Source organism: Cellvibrio sp., from assembly GCF_039207905.1.
Taxonomy (GTDB): domain Bacteria; phylum Pseudomonadota; class Gammaproteobacteria; order Pseudomonadales; family Cellvibrionaceae; genus Cellvibrio.
In genome coordinates, this window is sequence record NZ_JBCECX010000046.1 from 19,458 (window position 1) to 33,135 (window position 13,678).

At 47.5% G+C, this 13,678-nt stretch carries 16 protein-coding genes; 11 read left to right on the top strand and 5 right to left on the bottom strand.

Annotation, left to right across the window (positions count from 1 at the left end):
* The first annotated feature begins 10 nt into the window (after positions 1 to 10).
* On the top strand, positions 11 to 1,378 hold the full coding sequence (gene yegD / locus AAGC78_RS19645) for a molecular chaperone (protein WP_435785808.1): 1,368 nt from the start codon (positions 11 to 13) through the stop codon (positions 1,376 to 1,378).
* Here the strand turns inward: yegD and AAGC78_RS19650 are convergent, their stop codons facing one another.
* Both AAGC78_RS19650 and AAGC78_RS19655 read right to left on the bottom strand, forming a co-directional pair.
* A complete protein-coding gene (locus tag AAGC78_RS19650) occupies positions 1,379 to 2,146 on the bottom strand; it encodes an RES family NAD+ phosphorylase (protein ID WP_435785809.1) in 768 nt (255 codons plus the stop codon).
* A gap of 24 nt (positions 2,147 to 2,170) precedes the next feature.
* Positions 2,171 to 2,542 (bottom strand): MbcA/ParS/Xre antitoxin family protein, encoded by a 372-nt coding sequence (locus AAGC78_RS19655; protein ID WP_435785810.1) that lies wholly within the window; start codon positions 2,540 to 2,542, stop codon positions 2,171 to 2,173.
* Between the two features lie 169 nt (positions 2,543 to 2,711).
* Here AAGC78_RS19655 and AAGC78_RS19660 point away from each other — a divergent pair, with 169 nt between their 5' ends.
* Genes AAGC78_RS19660 through AAGC78_RS19670 form a run of 3 tightly spaced genes read left to right on the top strand, consistent with a single transcriptional unit; the run spans position 2,712 to position 4,055 of the window.
* On the top strand, positions 2,712 to 3,188 hold the full coding sequence (locus AAGC78_RS19660; protein ID WP_435785811.1) for a GNAT family N-acetyltransferase: 477 nt from the start codon (positions 2,712 to 2,714) through the stop codon (positions 3,186 to 3,188).
* 55 nt (positions 3,189 to 3,243) lie between these two features.
* Positions 3,244 to 3,663: a hypothetical protein gene (locus tag AAGC78_RS19665; RefSeq protein WP_435785812.1), complete on the top strand. Its 420-nt coding sequence runs from the start codon at positions 3,244 to 3,246 to the stop codon at positions 3,661 to 3,663.
* Between the two features lie 32 nt (positions 3,664 to 3,695).
* The gene (locus AAGC78_RS19670; protein ID WP_435785813.1) at positions 3,696 to 4,055 is read left to right on the top strand and encodes a DUF1304 domain-containing protein; all 360 of its coding nucleotides are present in this window, start codon (positions 3,696 to 3,698) and stop codon (positions 4,053 to 4,055) included.
* 38 nt (positions 4,056 to 4,093) lie between these two features.
* Here the strand turns inward: AAGC78_RS19670 and AAGC78_RS19675 are convergent, their stop codons facing one another.
* Positions 4,094 to 5,995: a sigma 54-interacting transcriptional regulator gene (locus AAGC78_RS19675; RefSeq protein WP_435785814.1), complete on the bottom strand. Its 1,902-nt coding sequence runs from the start codon at positions 5,993 to 5,995 to the stop codon at positions 4,094 to 4,096.
* Positions 5,996 to 6,234: 239 nt separating this feature from the next.
* Between AAGC78_RS19675 and AAGC78_RS19680 the strand changes: the two genes are divergently transcribed.
* From AAGC78_RS19680 to AAGC78_RS19710, 7 genes are all read left to right on the top strand, one after another.
* Positions 6,235 to 6,762: an MSMEG_0572/Sll0783 family nitrogen starvation response protein gene (locus AAGC78_RS19680; RefSeq protein WP_435785815.1), complete on the top strand. Its 528-nt coding sequence runs from the start codon at positions 6,235 to 6,237 to the stop codon at positions 6,760 to 6,762.
* 93 nt (positions 6,763 to 6,855) lie between these two features.
* Entirely contained in the window at positions 6,856 to 7,893 is a 1,038-nt protein-coding gene (locus AAGC78_RS19685) for a Nit6803 family nitrilase (RefSeq protein WP_435785816.1), read from the top strand.
* Between the two features lie 12 nt (positions 7,894 to 7,905).
* The gene (locus AAGC78_RS19690; RefSeq protein ID WP_435785817.1) at positions 7,906 to 9,030 is read left to right on the top strand and encodes an MSMEG_0568 family radical SAM protein; all 1,125 of its coding nucleotides are present in this window, start codon (positions 7,906 to 7,908) and stop codon (positions 9,028 to 9,030) included.
* Positions 9,005 to 9,547 (top strand): MSMEG_0567/Sll0786 family nitrogen starvation N-acetyltransferase, encoded by a 543-nt coding sequence (locus tag AAGC78_RS19695; RefSeq protein ID WP_435785818.1) that lies wholly within the window; start codon positions 9,005 to 9,007, stop codon positions 9,545 to 9,547. Before AAGC78_RS19690 ends, AAGC78_RS19695 begins: the two co-directional genes overlap by 26 nt.
* Positions 9,544 to 10,593 (top strand): sll0787 family AIR synthase-like protein, encoded by a 1,050-nt coding sequence (locus tag AAGC78_RS19700; protein WP_435785819.1) that lies wholly within the window; start codon positions 9,544 to 9,546, stop codon positions 10,591 to 10,593. The genes AAGC78_RS19695 and AAGC78_RS19700 overlap by 4 nt, the downstream gene beginning before the upstream one ends.
* Positions 10,580 to 10,867 (top strand): MSMEG_0570 family nitrogen starvation response protein, encoded by a 288-nt coding sequence (locus AAGC78_RS19705; protein ID WP_435785820.1) that lies wholly within the window; start codon positions 10,580 to 10,582, stop codon positions 10,865 to 10,867. The genes AAGC78_RS19700 and AAGC78_RS19705 overlap by 14 nt, the downstream gene beginning before the upstream one ends.
* Positions 10,868 to 10,920: 53 nt before the next feature.
* Positions 10,921 to 12,213 (top strand): MSMEG_0569 family flavin-dependent oxidoreductase, encoded by a 1,293-nt coding sequence (locus AAGC78_RS19710; RefSeq protein WP_435785821.1) that lies wholly within the window; start codon positions 10,921 to 10,923, stop codon positions 12,211 to 12,213.
* A 27-nt stretch (positions 12,214 to 12,240) separates the two neighbouring features.
* On the opposite strand, the gene AAGC78_RS19715 is transcribed toward AAGC78_RS19710, so the two are convergent.
* Both AAGC78_RS19715 and AAGC78_RS19720 read right to left on the bottom strand, forming a co-directional pair.
* Complete coding sequence (locus tag AAGC78_RS19715; RefSeq protein WP_435785822.1) at positions 12,241 to 13,170, bottom strand: DMT family transporter; 930 nt, start codon at positions 13,168 to 13,170, stop codon at positions 12,241 to 12,243.
* A 142-nt stretch (positions 13,171 to 13,312) separates the two neighbouring features.
* Positions 13,313 to 13,678, bottom strand: a 366-nt coding sequence (locus tag AAGC78_RS19720; protein WP_435785823.1) for a DUF933 domain-containing protein, incomplete at its 5' end; no start/stop codon positions are given.

Consider the following 13,678-nt stretch of genomic DNA (forward strand, 5'->3'; position numbering starts at 1 on the left):
TGGAAAATTTATGTTTGTTGGTTTTGATTATGGTACGTCTAATTGCGCTATGTCCTGGCTTGATCAGGGCAAAGCAAGCTTAATTCCGCTCTACGGTGATGATACCTTTGTACCATCAACTTTATACGCGCTGGAGCGCGCCTTTATCGCTGAATTGATTGCGCAGCAGTTGCCCGACGGTGAAGCAAAGCTGGATTATGCGCGCAGCCGTTCGGCGCTGCTTAGCTTGGCACGTGCAGGAAAAATCGAGTACGATATTGATCAAGTGCGCGACGGCATTTTTTTCGGCAGTGAAGCGATTGCGCATTACATCAGCGCTCCCGGGGAAGGTTATTTTATTAAATCACCCAAATCCTTTTTAGGCGCGAGCGGCTTACGCCAGCAGTCAGTCGATTTTTTTGAAGATGTAGTCGCGGCTATGATGCTCAATGTCAAAAGCCGTGCTGAGCAGCATTTGCAACAAACTATCACCCAAGTAGTTATTGGCCGCCCGGTAAATTTTCAGGGTATCAATGCGCAGGAAAGTAACCAGCAAGCGCAAACAATTCTGGCGGCGGCGGGTAAACGCGTTGGTTTTACCGATATCGAATTTTTGTTTGAACCGCTCGCCGCCGGTTTCGATTTTGAAACGCGGCTGACTGAAAACAAACGTGTATTGGTGGTAGATGTCGGCGGTGGTACTACCGACTGCTCTATGGTGTTGATGGGGCCTGCGCATATCAAACAACTTGAGCGCACGCAGGACTTTCTTGGGCATACTGGTGAGCGCATCGGCGGTAACGATTTTGATATCCAGCTCGCGCAAAAAATATTGATGCCGCATTTCGGTATGTTATCGCCACTAAAAACCGGCTTGCCTATGCCGCTGATGCCATTTGTTAATGCCATGGCGATTAATGACATAGGCGCGCAAACCGAATTCTACGATGCAAAAACCGGCTTCCTGCTGGAGCGATTAACTCGCGAAACCCTTGAGCCGGAATCGCTGGATCGCTTTATTACCATGCGCGATGACAAGCATAACTTTGCCGTAGTGCGCGAGGCAGAGTTGGGCAAAATTGCTTTGTCTGCGCAAGACCAGCATAAATTTCAGCTGGATTTTATCGAGCGTAATTTAACTCCCGAGTGCAGCGCGCAAGACTATGCCGATGTTAGCGAACAACTTCTACAGAAAATCGCCGCACTGATTAGCGAAGCAACACAGCAGGCGGGTGCACAACCGGATGTGGTTTATATCACTGGCGGCAGCGCCAAATCCCCGTTAATTCGCAAAGTAATTCGCGAATTATTCGGCAATGAAATTGCGATTGTGGATGGTGATCACTTCGGTAGTGTGGCGGCGGGATTGGGGGTTTGGGCGGAGCGGGTGTTTCGCTAATTAATTGTTGAGTGCCCGCGACGGATGCGGAATTCTGCCATCCACTGAAAAATCCTTTTTATAAAACTCAAAGCCATCGCTGATTCCTGCGCGCACAAATACGCAGGAATCGGTGGTGAAGCGCACGTGCCAGAGTTGTTGTTGCGCTGGGTCTTTTTCGGCAAATGCGAGCGGGGAGAATACGGCAATATTTTTTCCGCCTGCGAGCCGCGATGAGGGATAAATAATAAATTCTGCACCCGATTCGCGCAGTTGTTTACCGAGTTGTTGGGTGTATTCCCATGAGTCAGGGCGATTGATGTTTTCGCGTGCTGATGCAAATTCTTCGCTGTGTGCGAATGCAGCGCTATCTAAGTCCAAGGCTTTTTGGCTGATTAGTTTTACGGAAAATGCCGTGAGTTGATCGCGGATTTTTTCCAGTGGTCCAAGCGTTTTTGGTCCCTGCTGGAACAGCCAAAAATAAACGGCTGTCTCCGCAAAGGCAGTTTTTAATTCGCAGGAGCCATAAAAAATGCCGCGCTCCCAAGTGCTGCCAAAGCGCGAGCCATAGTGTAGCGGTGGATAGCGGAATGGCGTCATCAACAGGTAGGAAAGGCCTTTGCAATCTGCCGGCACTTTGGGTTTGGATAAATCCAGTAATTCTTCGAGGCGGCTTTGTTCGGCGGCTGAGTCGGTAATCGCCATGGTCGCTGCCGTTTCCTGCGTCTCCACCACCCGCCAGCAGCTTCCAACAATATGCGGCGTGAGTAAGCCAGCCAGATCCTTCATTGCAATCCTTAGGTCGAGTGGGGCTTAAATGCGGCCACGCATGGCGTCGAGATACCAAAGCACGCGCGTCAGGCCATCGGCCTTGCGGATCATCTCTGCGGGAGCTTCTTCGCCCAAGTGATGGTTCGGGGTGTTCATCCAGTGTTTCATCGCTTCGCTATTGCCGCCAAGAATCGAAAACAGTGAGCGATATACGCGGATCAGCAGCAGCGACATTTCAAACGGTTTCTGCTCTGGCACGGGGGATGAACCATTCTTCATGCGCGCGATGGTGGATACAGAGACCCCAATCGCCTCGGCCAGCTGCTCACGGGCAAGCCCCAAGGCGTCTGCGGCGCTAATTACGCTACCGCCCACCAGATTGAGGTCTGAGATGGAAACCGCTTTGCTGTGCATGGGATGCTCCCGTATCAAGTGACACTATTTATTATATGAAGTGTCATATGAAATGCAAGGGTGATTTTTGATCGATTACGTCTACTGTAGCTGCCCGACATGACTGCTGGCGGGTAGAAAGCCGCCATCTAAGCTACTGTTATTGGCGGAGCGCAAAGGTTGTTGCAGTGTGACAATTTTAACTCTTAGGGAATTGTTCGACATAATCTCGTTTATTTCAGAGGGAAAAATGTACTCTGTTGTTAGTTCAAATTGTGAGCCTTTGCACTTGGAAGAGCTGCATAAATGGTTTTTCGCTGAATGGGGCGAAATGAATCCGCTTGTTGGCTCAAATATTAATGTCGTCGTCCCTGCACCATTAATGGCTCTGGATAGCTCAACGTTGATTGGTGGATTGGCTTTCATTGGTCATCCTATCCCGGATGATAAAAATATAGGTTTATGGATTAATGCCCTGATAGTTGCACCGGGGTATCGGAAAAAAGGAATTGGCTCTCTGCTTGTGAGTGCTGCAGTGGCTGAGGCAAAGAGAAATAACGTGGCAGAGCTTTTTGTTTATACTCATATCCCTATGTTATACAAATCGCTTGGATGGATAGAGCTAAGTAATGACGGGAAAAATTTTACTTTAAAATGTGTTTGCTAAATATCAAGCATGCAGGTTAATGCTTGATTTCGAATTTTATTTTTTCGAGGATTGTATGAATATTTTTCCAAAAGTAGGTGTTGATAAGATTAAGTTGGGAATGAATCAAAAGGATGCTCAGGCCATATCGGGTGCTCCTGCAAATAAGGAAAAAGCTGAAGAGGAAGAAATTTGGGAGTTTGACAGTGGGTTGGAGTTGTCTTTTCAAGCGGAGGATAATTATCGCTTGAGTTCGATAACGGTTATGGACCCGACGGCTTTATTGGATTCAAAACCAATCATTGGTATTACCGAGTCTGAGCTTGAAAGTATTTTTCCGGAATTTCGTTTGGATGAAGACTTTAAGCAAGACGGAAAAAGTTATTACGCCGATTCCTTGCAGATAATGGCATGGGTTTTTGATGGTGAAGTGTTTAACGTCGTTATTTTTCCTGAATATGATGAAAACACTGAGTTGCCAATTTGGCCTGCGTAAGCTGACGATGATTTTATCTTCGGGAGAGATCAATGCTAAGTATCAATGAAGGACTTATTTTTCTGATTGCATTGCTACACATTTACATTTTGGTATTGGAGATGTTTTTGTGGGAAAAACCGATTGGTTTGCGCGCATTCCGCAATACGCCGGAAAAGGCAGCGACAACTCGCGTGTTGGCTGCCAACCAAGGCCTGTACAACGGCTTTCTCGCTGCTGGCCTATTCTGGGGGTTGTGGTCGGGCGATAACGGTTTGGACGTTAAGCTGTTTTTTCTGATTTGCATTGCCATTGCCGGAATTTTTGGCACACTTACGGCAGCGAAAAAAATTTTATATATTCAGACACTGCCTGCGTTGCTTGCAATTTTGCTTCTGTGGTTAGATGTTTAATTCCGCGTTTTTAAAAAGCTGGGTTTAAATGCTTGGCTCTATTGTTTTAGGCCCAAGCGCTTAATCCGTGAAGCTAAAGTAGTTGGCTTTATTTTCAGTAATGCCGCCGCACCATCTTCGCCAAATAATTTCCAATCACATTGTTCCAATGCGGCCAGCATATTGCGCTTAACCCGCTCTTGCATGTCGTCGTCAGGAATAATGGCTGTTTCTGCTGGTGCAGTCACTTTTGCTGCGCTATCAGTGGCGGCGCTAAGCGGTAAATCAATAGTGACGCGCCCCTGGCTTGAGGTAATGGCCGCACGCTCCATAACATTCTGTAGCTCGCGAATATTCCCCGGCCATTGGTAAGCTTGCAATGGTTTTAAATCGCTTTGGCGAAGTTTGCAGCCTTTTTTGCCAAACTTCTGGCTTGCCAGTTCGAGAAAATGAGGTGCGAGCAAGCTGATGTCGGAATCGCGCTCGCGCAGTGGTGGTGAATGTATGGGGAAAACATTTAAACGGAAATATAAATCTTCACGGAAGCGATGTGCTTCTGCCTCCTTTTTCAAGTTACGATTTGTGGCGGCAATAATGCGCACATCTACATTGCGGGTTTTTTCTTCGCCCACACGTTCGAGTTGTCCCTCTTGTAATACGCGCAATAATTTACTTTGCAATTCCAGCGGAATCTCACCTACTTCATCCAAAAATAAAGTGCCGCCATTCGCTAGTTCAAAACGGCCGATGCGGTCACGCACGGCACCGGTAAATGCACCGCGAATATGGCCAAAAAATTCGCTTTCAAATAATTCGTGGGGAATTGCGGCGCAGTTAACGCGAATCATGGGCTTGTCTTTGCGGTTACTTGCATCGTGGATGGCGCGCGCGATTAATTCTTTGCCAGTACCGGATTCGCCAGTGATCAATACTGCGGCTTCGGTTTGTGCAACCAATTCGATTTGTTGATGAATGCGTTTTATTGCTGTGCTTTCGCCGATAATACCGTGGTAGCGCTGCTCGCTTAAAATTTCTTGTTGCAGGTAAGCATTTTCATCTTCAAGGCGCGCTTTTAATGCGCTGACTTCTGTTAATGCTTCGCGTAATTTTTTTTCGGTTTCCATGCGTTGACTGATATCACGAAACACCACCACTGCACCTATGATGCTACCTTCAGAAATAATCGGTGTGCTGGTAAATTCAACGGGGAAAGGTGTGCCGTCGTGTTTCCAAAATACTTCCTGAATTCCCTCATGTACTACACCATCGCGAATCGCTGCATAAATTGGGCATTCTTCAACAGGGTAGTGGGTTCCATCATCGTGGGTGTGGTGATGTACGTAATGAATATTTTGGCCGAGCACATCGCCATCGGTACGGCCAAGCAAACGTTTTGCGGCGGGATTAATAAAAGTGCACAAACCGTTGGTGTCTACGCAATAAATTCCATCACCCACCGAGGTGAGCATTAATAAATTATCGCGCTCACCTTGCTGGAAAATGGAGCGCAAATGTTTCCATTCTAAAATGCCGTTGCGCGCGAGTCGGTCCGCTTCGGCTTTATCGCGCTGGCGCTCTTCCAGGTCGATATCTTTAATCGATACCACTAAATATTCACGGCCTTTAATTACCGTGCGCGATGCCGATAATTCCACCGGGATATGCATGTCGTTTTTTAATCGGCAGGAAATGCGTTTGCTTTTGGCGTGGCCGCGTTGTAGTGCCTCCTGGGTAAACACAATTAATTGCCCCAGCTCGCGCCCATGAATGTAAGAGATGGGCATCTTGAGGATTTCCTGCCGATCAAAACCCAGCATCTGTGTGGCCGCGATATTGCAATCGATGTATTTGTTTTCTTGTGGGTCGAGCAGCATCAGCGGCTCCGGGCACTGCTCGAACGCGGCATTGCGCATCCAGTAGGCGAGGCGGCCCCATTCTTCGGCTGAGTCTGTATCTAGCATGGCGATATGTCCGGTGTCGTGTAAGTGTGTCTACTCATATGCGTAATGCAATGCTACGCATTTGCGTATTTCGATGCAATTGCGTAGTGAAAATTTCTTGTTTTTCGTGGTGGTGATTGCTCGGACGAATTTATAAATCCTTCTAATTTATTGTTTTTAAAGGATAAAAAATTATTTTGTTAATCCGGGTATGACTTTGCCGGTTGCTGGTACGGATGTCGCAATAGGGATAGTACGACTTGAATGAAGTCGCTCAACCTAACCCTGATTACGAGGAAATTGCTATGCCAGCCGTGGATATCCCCCATTACCAAACCGGTGACTTTCTGGTCGATTACGAAGAAAAAGTATTTGAGGATGTACAAGCTGAACCTGGCGCAAAAGCGCTGCTGACTTTCCATACTGTGGCCTTTGAAGGCTCGATTGGTTTGGTGAATTTGTTGCAGGCCAAGCGCATTTTGCGCAAAGGATTTGAAACCAAAATCCTACTTTACGGCCCAGGTGTTTTGCTGGGTGTTCAACGCGGCTTCCCGACTTTGGGTGCGGAAGCATTTCCCGGCCATCTCGCTTACAACGCGCAATTAAAAGCCTTCATGGCAGAAGGCGGCGAAGTCTATGCCTGCCGTTTTGCGTTGCAGGCACTTTACGGCCAAACCGAAAAGGCATTGATTGAGGGTATTCGCCCGATTAACCCGCTCGACGTAATGGATTTGCAATTGTTGATGCGCCGTGAAAATGCATTTGTTGTCCACACTTGGACGACGTGATTTTTTATTTCGTGCATTTCAATAAATCGTCTAACTATTTTTTATCGACCAACTTTTTCTAAATTAAATTTTTAAATTAAATCAGGGTTTCCTATGAACAAAGTCGTGGCTGCTGCCGTTCAGTGCAGCCCGGTGCTTTACTCCTGCGCCGGAACTGTAAATAAAATTTGCGAGTGGATTGCAGATTTGGGCAAGCAAGGGGTTGAGCTGGCAGTGTTCGCGGAAACCCTGGTGCCTTACTACCCGTATTTTTCTTTTATCCAGGCTCCTTGTGCGATGGGCGCGCAACATTTGTTGTTGATGCAGGAATCGGTAGAGGTTCCCTCCATCTATACACAACAAATTGCCGCTGCAGCAAAAGCGGCGAAGATGGTTGTATCAGTTGGCATTAACGAGCGCGACGGTGGTTCAATTTATAACGCGCAATTATTGTTTGATGCGGACGGCCAGCTTGTTCAGCATCGCCGAAAAATTACGCCGACATTTCATGAGCGCATGGTATGGGGACAGGGTGATGGTTCCGGTTTATGTGCAGTGGATACTGCCGTTGGTCGTGTTGGTTCGCTCGCCTGTTGGGAGCATTACAACCCACTCGCGCGTTATGCATTGATGGCAGATCGCGAACAAATTCATGTGAGTATGTTTCCTGGTTCTTTGGTCGGCGAAATTTTTGCCGAGCAAATTGAAGCAACTATTCGTCATCATGCATTGGAGTCCGGCTGTTTTGTTGTGAATGCGACAGGTTGGTTGACGCCAGAGCAGCAAGCGCAAATCGTAAAAGATACTGGTGGTCCCATCGCTGCCATTAGCGGTGGTTGTTTCACCGCCATTGTTTCACCGGAAGGAAAATTGCTCGGCACGCCATTGCGCAGTGATTCCGGCGAAGGCGCTTGTATCGCCGAGCTAGATTTTAATCTCATCAATAAACGTAAGCGAATGATGGATTCTGTCGGACATTACAGTCGCCCTGAATTGCTCAGTTTGCTTATCGATAAAACACCGACAAGTCATACGCATCCGCTTAAAAAGCCCTTGGCTCCCAGTGAGAAAAATACACCAGAGGATATCGCCACTGGTTTAACACTGGTCACTCCTGTTTCAAATGCAAACCTTTTCAGCGCAAGCAACTAGAGGATTTTCATCATGGCACTGAGCAGTCAGCAACTTACGCAAATTCAAACCCATGGTTTGCGTTGGGTAGATGAAAGCAATCTTGGATTGACGCGCGCAGGCGGCGCTGGGCCGACGGATCACAAAGCATTTAACTTTGCCAGCCAGACCAGCATGATCCCGGTGTTTAACGAGCAAATCCAGCGATCGCCATTCAGTGCTAAAGCCGATGCCAATCACGAGCAAGTGTTAATTTTCGAGAATGAGAAATTAATTGCTAAAGCGGCCATGCCGGGGCGGCCAAAATTTTATGAGTTAACAACCGACGATGGAATTCCCTATTGGAAAATCGCAACACTGCATAGCAAAGATGTGTTGGCAACAACAGTGCTGCAAGAATGTGTTCGCTATCGTAATCGCGATACCTCCTGCCAATTTTGTGCGATTGAAGAATCGTTAAAAAATGGCAAAACCATCGCCCATAAAACCCCGCAACAATTAGCAGCGGTTGCGCGCGCTGCAGTGGAGTTGGATGGTGTAACCCAAATGATTATGACCACAGGTACACCTAAAACATTGGATCGCGGTGCGGCGGTGTTGGTGGAATCTGCACGTGCGGTGCGTGCACTGGTGGATATTCCCATTCAAGCGCAATGCGAACCGCCGGATGACGATGTGTGGTTCCAGCGCTTAAAAGATGCCGGTGTAGATGCGCTCGGAATGCATCTGGAAGCGGTGAGTGATCGGGTGCGTAAAAATATTATGCCCGGTAAGGCGAGTGTTCCGCTCAGCCGTTATATGTCGGCTTTTAAAGCCGCTGTGGCGGTATTTGGTCGCGGCAATGTAAGCACTTATATTCTTGCGGGCCTGGGTGATACCGAAGATGAAATTATTGCGATGAGCAAAAAATTAATTGAGCTCGGTGTGTATCCCTTTGTGGTTCCTTTTGTGCCGGTTGCAGGCACGCCGCTTGAACATCACCCCATGCCCGGCGCGGATATGCTCGACCGTTTATTTAAACAGCTTGGCCCGGCGTTAGTGCGTGCCGGCATTCAATCGGATTCACTCAAAGCAGGTTGTGCAAAATGTGGCGCCTGCTCATCACTCAAAAGTTACGAACAGGAGGTGGCTCATGGCCCGGCTGCAGTATGCGTTTGATGATCAACAATTTACTGATTTCCGCTCGCAACATATTCAAGTCAAGGTGGCAGAAAGCTCTTGGGAGAAGCAGCGTTATTTTGCATTGCGCAAATCGGTGTTTGCGCAAGAGCAAAAAATCCTGCAAGACAATGAGCAGGACGGGCAGGACTTTCGTGCAATCGCGATTGTCGCGCTCGCTACTAATTGCGCGATTGCTGATGATGTAGTCGGTGCAGTACGCATTTATCAGGTTGATGATGAATATGACAATCTCTGGTTTGGTGGACGCTTGTGTGTGGCCCGTGCCTATCGCGGCCATCAGTCGATTGGCAAGGCATTAATTAATGAAGCGGTATCGCGCGCAAAAGATTTGGGTTGCACACGTTTTCTCGCCAATGTGCAGCCGCAAAATGAAACCTATTTTCGCTCGGTGCATTGGCAAACAGTAGGTGCAATTGAAGTGGCTGGGCGGCCTCACGTGCGGATGCAAGCAGAGTTGGAACATTATCCGTTTATGGGACGGCATTTATCATGAATAGCATGGCGACCATCAAGCAGAAAAAATATTCCTGCAGCAGTGTCGGGCATCACCACCAAAGTGATTTGGAAATTCTGTGTGAACAACTGCGGTCTTTGCCGGAAATAAAAGCAAAAACAGCCATTAAATTAGCTGCCAGTTTTTGTGGTGAACAAACTGATTTAACACTTGAGCAGCGCTATGCAATGCCGGGCGATGATTGCGCCGCATTTAAAACTGCCGATGGATTTCAATTATTAGCAATGGAAGGCATGTTGCCGGATTTTGTGCGCACTGATCCGCGTGCGGCGGGCTGGTCATCGGTGATGGTCAATGTCAGTGATATAGCGGCGATGGGCGGTAGGCCAACTGCCATCGTGAATGCTTACTGGCATAACGATGAAGAGGCGAGCACAGTTTTATTGAAACATATGAAACGCGCGTGCGATGTATTTGGAATTTATTTTGCCGGTGGTCACAGCAGTATCCAATCCGGCTTTGCCCCTAATCTTGGCGTTGCAATTACTGGCCACGCAAAAAAATTATTGTCTTGCCATCACATTAAACCCGGTCAACGGTTATTTATGTTGACGGATTTAACCGGCAGCTGGCATGGCGATTTACCTTATTGGGGTTGCGTGCAGGGCAAAACACCGGAACAAATTCGCGCACAGTGGAATGTACCGGCGGAATTGGCCGAAGCGAATTTAGCCGTTGCCGCAAAAGACATTAGTAACGGCGGTTTGCTCGGCACCTTGATCATGATGCTCGAATTAACCGGTTGTGGTGCTGTGTTGGATTTAAGTGCGATCCCGCGGCCAGAAGGCGATTTGTTTCGTTGGCTACGCGCATTCCAGAGCTTCGGATTTTTACTTGCGGTGGAGCCGGAAAGAGTGTCGGCATTATTACATTATTTTCAACACTCCCATTTAAGTTGCGCACCCATTGGTAGTTTTACCGGCGATGGAAAAATTCAGCTAGATCATCTTGGTGCTACTGCCGAATTTTGGGATGTCAACCAACAACCACTTACTGCAATGGGAGGCACTCATGCCATCAGTTAATTTTAAAGTGATTTGGCCGGATGGCGATCAGGTTACTTACTATTCGCCATCAACCATTGTGCATGAACATTTGGTGGCAGGTGACAAATACAGCCAGGCTGAATTTGATCAGCGAATACATTCGGCGCTAAACGCGGCATCCGAACGGGTGTATAAAAAATTTGGATATTACTGCACTGCTGCCAGTGCAGAGCTGGAAAAAATTAATCGCAAACTGCAGTTTTTGCGCGAACAAGAAATTGCAGGTGAGGTTCGTGTTACACAGCTCAGCTAGTGCAGTGCGAAGAATCTATCAATAAATTCGTTAATTATATTACGGGAAATATTATGAACATGGCCGCAATTCCTGAATCCCCTAACTGTAAATCGCCAGCGACAAAAAGTCGCCAGCATCACAGTGCAATTGTGATTGGTGCGGGGCAAGCTGGGCTTTCCATGAGCTACTGTTTGTCGCAGCAGGGTATCGACAATATTATTTTGGAAAAGTCTGGCCAGATTGCTGACAACTGGCGCAACCAGCGTTGGGATACTTTCTGTTTGGTAACACCTAATTGGCAATGCCAATTGCCGGGATATCCTTATCAAGGAAATGATCCGGATGGGTTTATGGTGAAAGATGAAATCGTAGATTATTTGGAAGGCTATCGTGCCTTTTTTAATCCGACAATTATTTTTAACAGTCCGGTTATATCGCTCACCAAAAATGGTGAGCTATTTACGCTGGTTACCGTGGATACAATTTACACTGCTGATCAAGTGGTTATCGCCTGTGGTAGTTATCACGAACCACGTGTGCCAGCGATGGCGAAAAAAATGCCGGCGCATATCGCCCATGTGCATTCCAATTTTTATAAAAACCCGGATCAGCTCCCGCCGGGAGAAGTGATGGTGGTTGGCACTGGTCAATCCGGTTGCCAGATTGCGGAGGATTTGCATCTCGCGGGGCGCAAAGTGCACTTATGTGTTGGCCCTGCGCCGCGTGTGAATCGCCGCTATCGCGGGCGCGATGTGGTGAATTGGCTGGATGATATGGGCTATTACAACACTACATTGGAAACCCATCCCGATGGAAAAAATGCAGTGCACTCCACAAATCACTACGTAACCGGCCGCGATGGCGGGCGCGATTTAAATCTGCGTATTTTTGCCGAGCAGGGAATGAAGTTATACGGTGTATTAAAAGATACTGATGGCAAACAATTATTTTTTAACGATGATCTGGAAAAAAATCTGGATTACGCCGACCAGGTTGCCGAGCGAATCGTAAAAGGAATTGAAGATTACATCCAAAAAAACAATATCAATGCCCCTGCAGATGACAATATTCGCAGCAACTATTTGCCCGAACTGGTTACCGAGCTGGATATTGAATCGTCAGGCATTAATTCAGTTGTCTGGTCCACCGGTTTTAATATGCGCTTTGAGTGGATTAACTTGCCGGTGTTTGAAGATAACGGCCACCCGAAACAAAAACGCGGCGTGACGGATGTAGATGGCCTGTATTTTATAGGCCTCAACTGGATGCACACTTGGGGGTCTGGTCGCTTCTATCAGGTGGGGCGTGATGCGGAGTATTTGAGTGAGGTCGTTGTATCGATCAGACAAGCGGTAGTTGCCTGATCGATGTTGAGTCTGCTTGCTGCGGCATCATAGTTGTCGCGGCAGGCGCGTCACCAGAAAAATTCCCGCGCAGACTAAAACCAAGGCAATTAAATATTTTAATTCCATGATGCTTTCGCCCAGAAAGATTGCCGATAACACCACGCCGAATACTGGCACCAAAAAATTAAATACACTTACCATGCCTACCGGATTGTATTTAAGCAATGTGCCCCACAATGCAAATGCTGCCGAAGAGAGTAGTGCAAGGTAAATCAGCAGCAGGCTTGATTGCCAATCAAAATTTCCCAATGACCCGCCCGTGCTCCAACCCAAAATCATCAGCGCCATTCCGCCGATTGATAGTTGCCATGCAGTCATGATCAGTACGTCCATATGTTGCGAAATACGTTTGCCATAAATTGATGCGGCAGCAAGGGTAAATGCGGCGATAACAATAAATCCTTCACCCTCCAGCGATACATCGAAATCCAGTGCGCTCTTATTAAAATTAACCACCATCACCCCGATAAATCCCACCAAACAGCCGAGGGCTTTGCGGTGGGTTAGGCGATCATTGTGATAAATAAAATGCGCGAGCAACACGCTGAAAAAGGTGCCGGTTGCGTTAAGGATTGATGCTTTTACACCGGTCGCATGGGCAAGTCCGATATAGAAAAACACATACTGAACTGTGGTTTGGGTTAAACCTAAAATGCTGATTTGTCGCCAATGTGCAATGCTCGATACCGCGATAGATTTTCCGGTAAGTTTGGCAAACAACAATAAAAATATTCCAGCGAGCAAAAATCTGTAGCCGGCAAATAACATCTGCGCCGGAATATTATCGCTCGCAATTTCCAGCATCGCATAACCGCTTTTAATGGCGGGATATGAGCTTCCCCACAGCAGTGTGCACAAGGTTGCGCAGAGGAACAGGATGTCGCGGCGGTTGAAGATTGAATGGGTGCTGTTCATAAGCTGGTGATTCGTTTGGTGTATCAGGTGTGATTTGACTATCAGATGGGCGGTAAAAATGTTGCTAGCTTAAAAACAAAACCCCGCAATGCGGGGTTTGTTGATTGCGCTGATTTGCATCAGTATTCAAACATAAAGCGAATTACACGTTAAATAAGAAGTGTAAAACGTCGCCATCTTTTACTACGTACTCTTTACCTTCTTTACGCGATTTACCTGCGTTTTTCGCGCCCTGTTCGCCTTTGTATTGCACGAAGTCGTCGTAGGAAATGGTTTCAGCGCGGATAAAACCTTTTTCAAAATCGGTGTGGATTACGCCCGCGGCTTGCGGTGCAGTAGCGCCTACTGGAATGGTCCAAGCGCGTACTTCTTTAACACCGGCGGTGAAATAGGTTTGCAGGCCGAGTAATTGATAGCCAGCGCGGATTACGCGGTTGAGGCCGGGCTCTTCCATGCCCATTTCGTCGAGGAATTCTTTTTTGTCGTCGCCTTCAAGTTCGGCGATGTC

What these genes read in the sequence shown, in the direction of transcription:
- yegD (WP_435785808.1), top strand. Translation starts at nt 11, where the DNA reads ATGTTTGTTGGTTTTGATTATGGTACGTCTAATTGCGCTATGTCCTGG.
- AAGC78_RS19650 (WP_435785809.1), bottom strand. Translation starts at nt 2,146, where the DNA reads ATGAAGGATCTGGCTGGCTTACTCACGCCGCATATTGTTGGAAGCTGC.
- AAGC78_RS19655 (WP_435785810.1), bottom strand. Translation starts at nt 2,542, where the DNA reads ATGCACAGCAAAGCGGTTTCCATCTCAGACCTCAATCTGGTGGGCGGT.
- AAGC78_RS19665 (WP_435785812.1), top strand. Translation starts at nt 3,244, where the DNA reads ATGAATATTTTTCCAAAAGTAGGTGTTGATAAGATTAAGTTGGGAATG.
- AAGC78_RS19670 (WP_435785813.1), top strand. Translation starts at nt 3,696, where the DNA reads ATGCTAAGTATCAATGAAGGACTTATTTTTCTGATTGCATTGCTACAC.
- AAGC78_RS19675 (WP_435785814.1), bottom strand. Translation starts at nt 5,995, where the DNA reads ATGCTAGATACAGACTCAGCCGAAGAATGGGGCCGCCTCGCCTACTGG.
- AAGC78_RS19685 (WP_435785816.1), top strand. Translation starts at nt 6,856, where the DNA reads ATGAACAAAGTCGTGGCTGCTGCCGTTCAGTGCAGCCCGGTGCTTTAC.
- AAGC78_RS19690 (WP_435785817.1), top strand. Translation starts at nt 7,906, where the DNA reads ATGGCACTGAGCAGTCAGCAACTTACGCAAATTCAAACCCATGGTTTG.
- AAGC78_RS19695 (WP_435785818.1), top strand. Translation starts at nt 9,005, where the DNA reads ATGGCCCGGCTGCAGTATGCGTTTGATGATCAACAATTTACTGATTTC.
- AAGC78_RS19700 (WP_435785819.1), top strand. Translation starts at nt 9,544, where the DNA reads ATGAATAGCATGGCGACCATCAAGCAGAAAAAATATTCCTGCAGCAGT.
- AAGC78_RS19705 (WP_435785820.1), top strand. Translation starts at nt 10,580, where the DNA reads ATGCCATCAGTTAATTTTAAAGTGATTTGGCCGGATGGCGATCAGGTT.
- AAGC78_RS19710 (WP_435785821.1), top strand. Translation starts at nt 10,921, where the DNA reads ATGAACATGGCCGCAATTCCTGAATCCCCTAACTGTAAATCGCCAGCG.
- AAGC78_RS19715 (WP_435785822.1), bottom strand. Translation starts at nt 13,170, where the DNA reads ATGAACAGCACCCATTCAATCTTCAACCGCCGCGACATCCTGTTCCTC.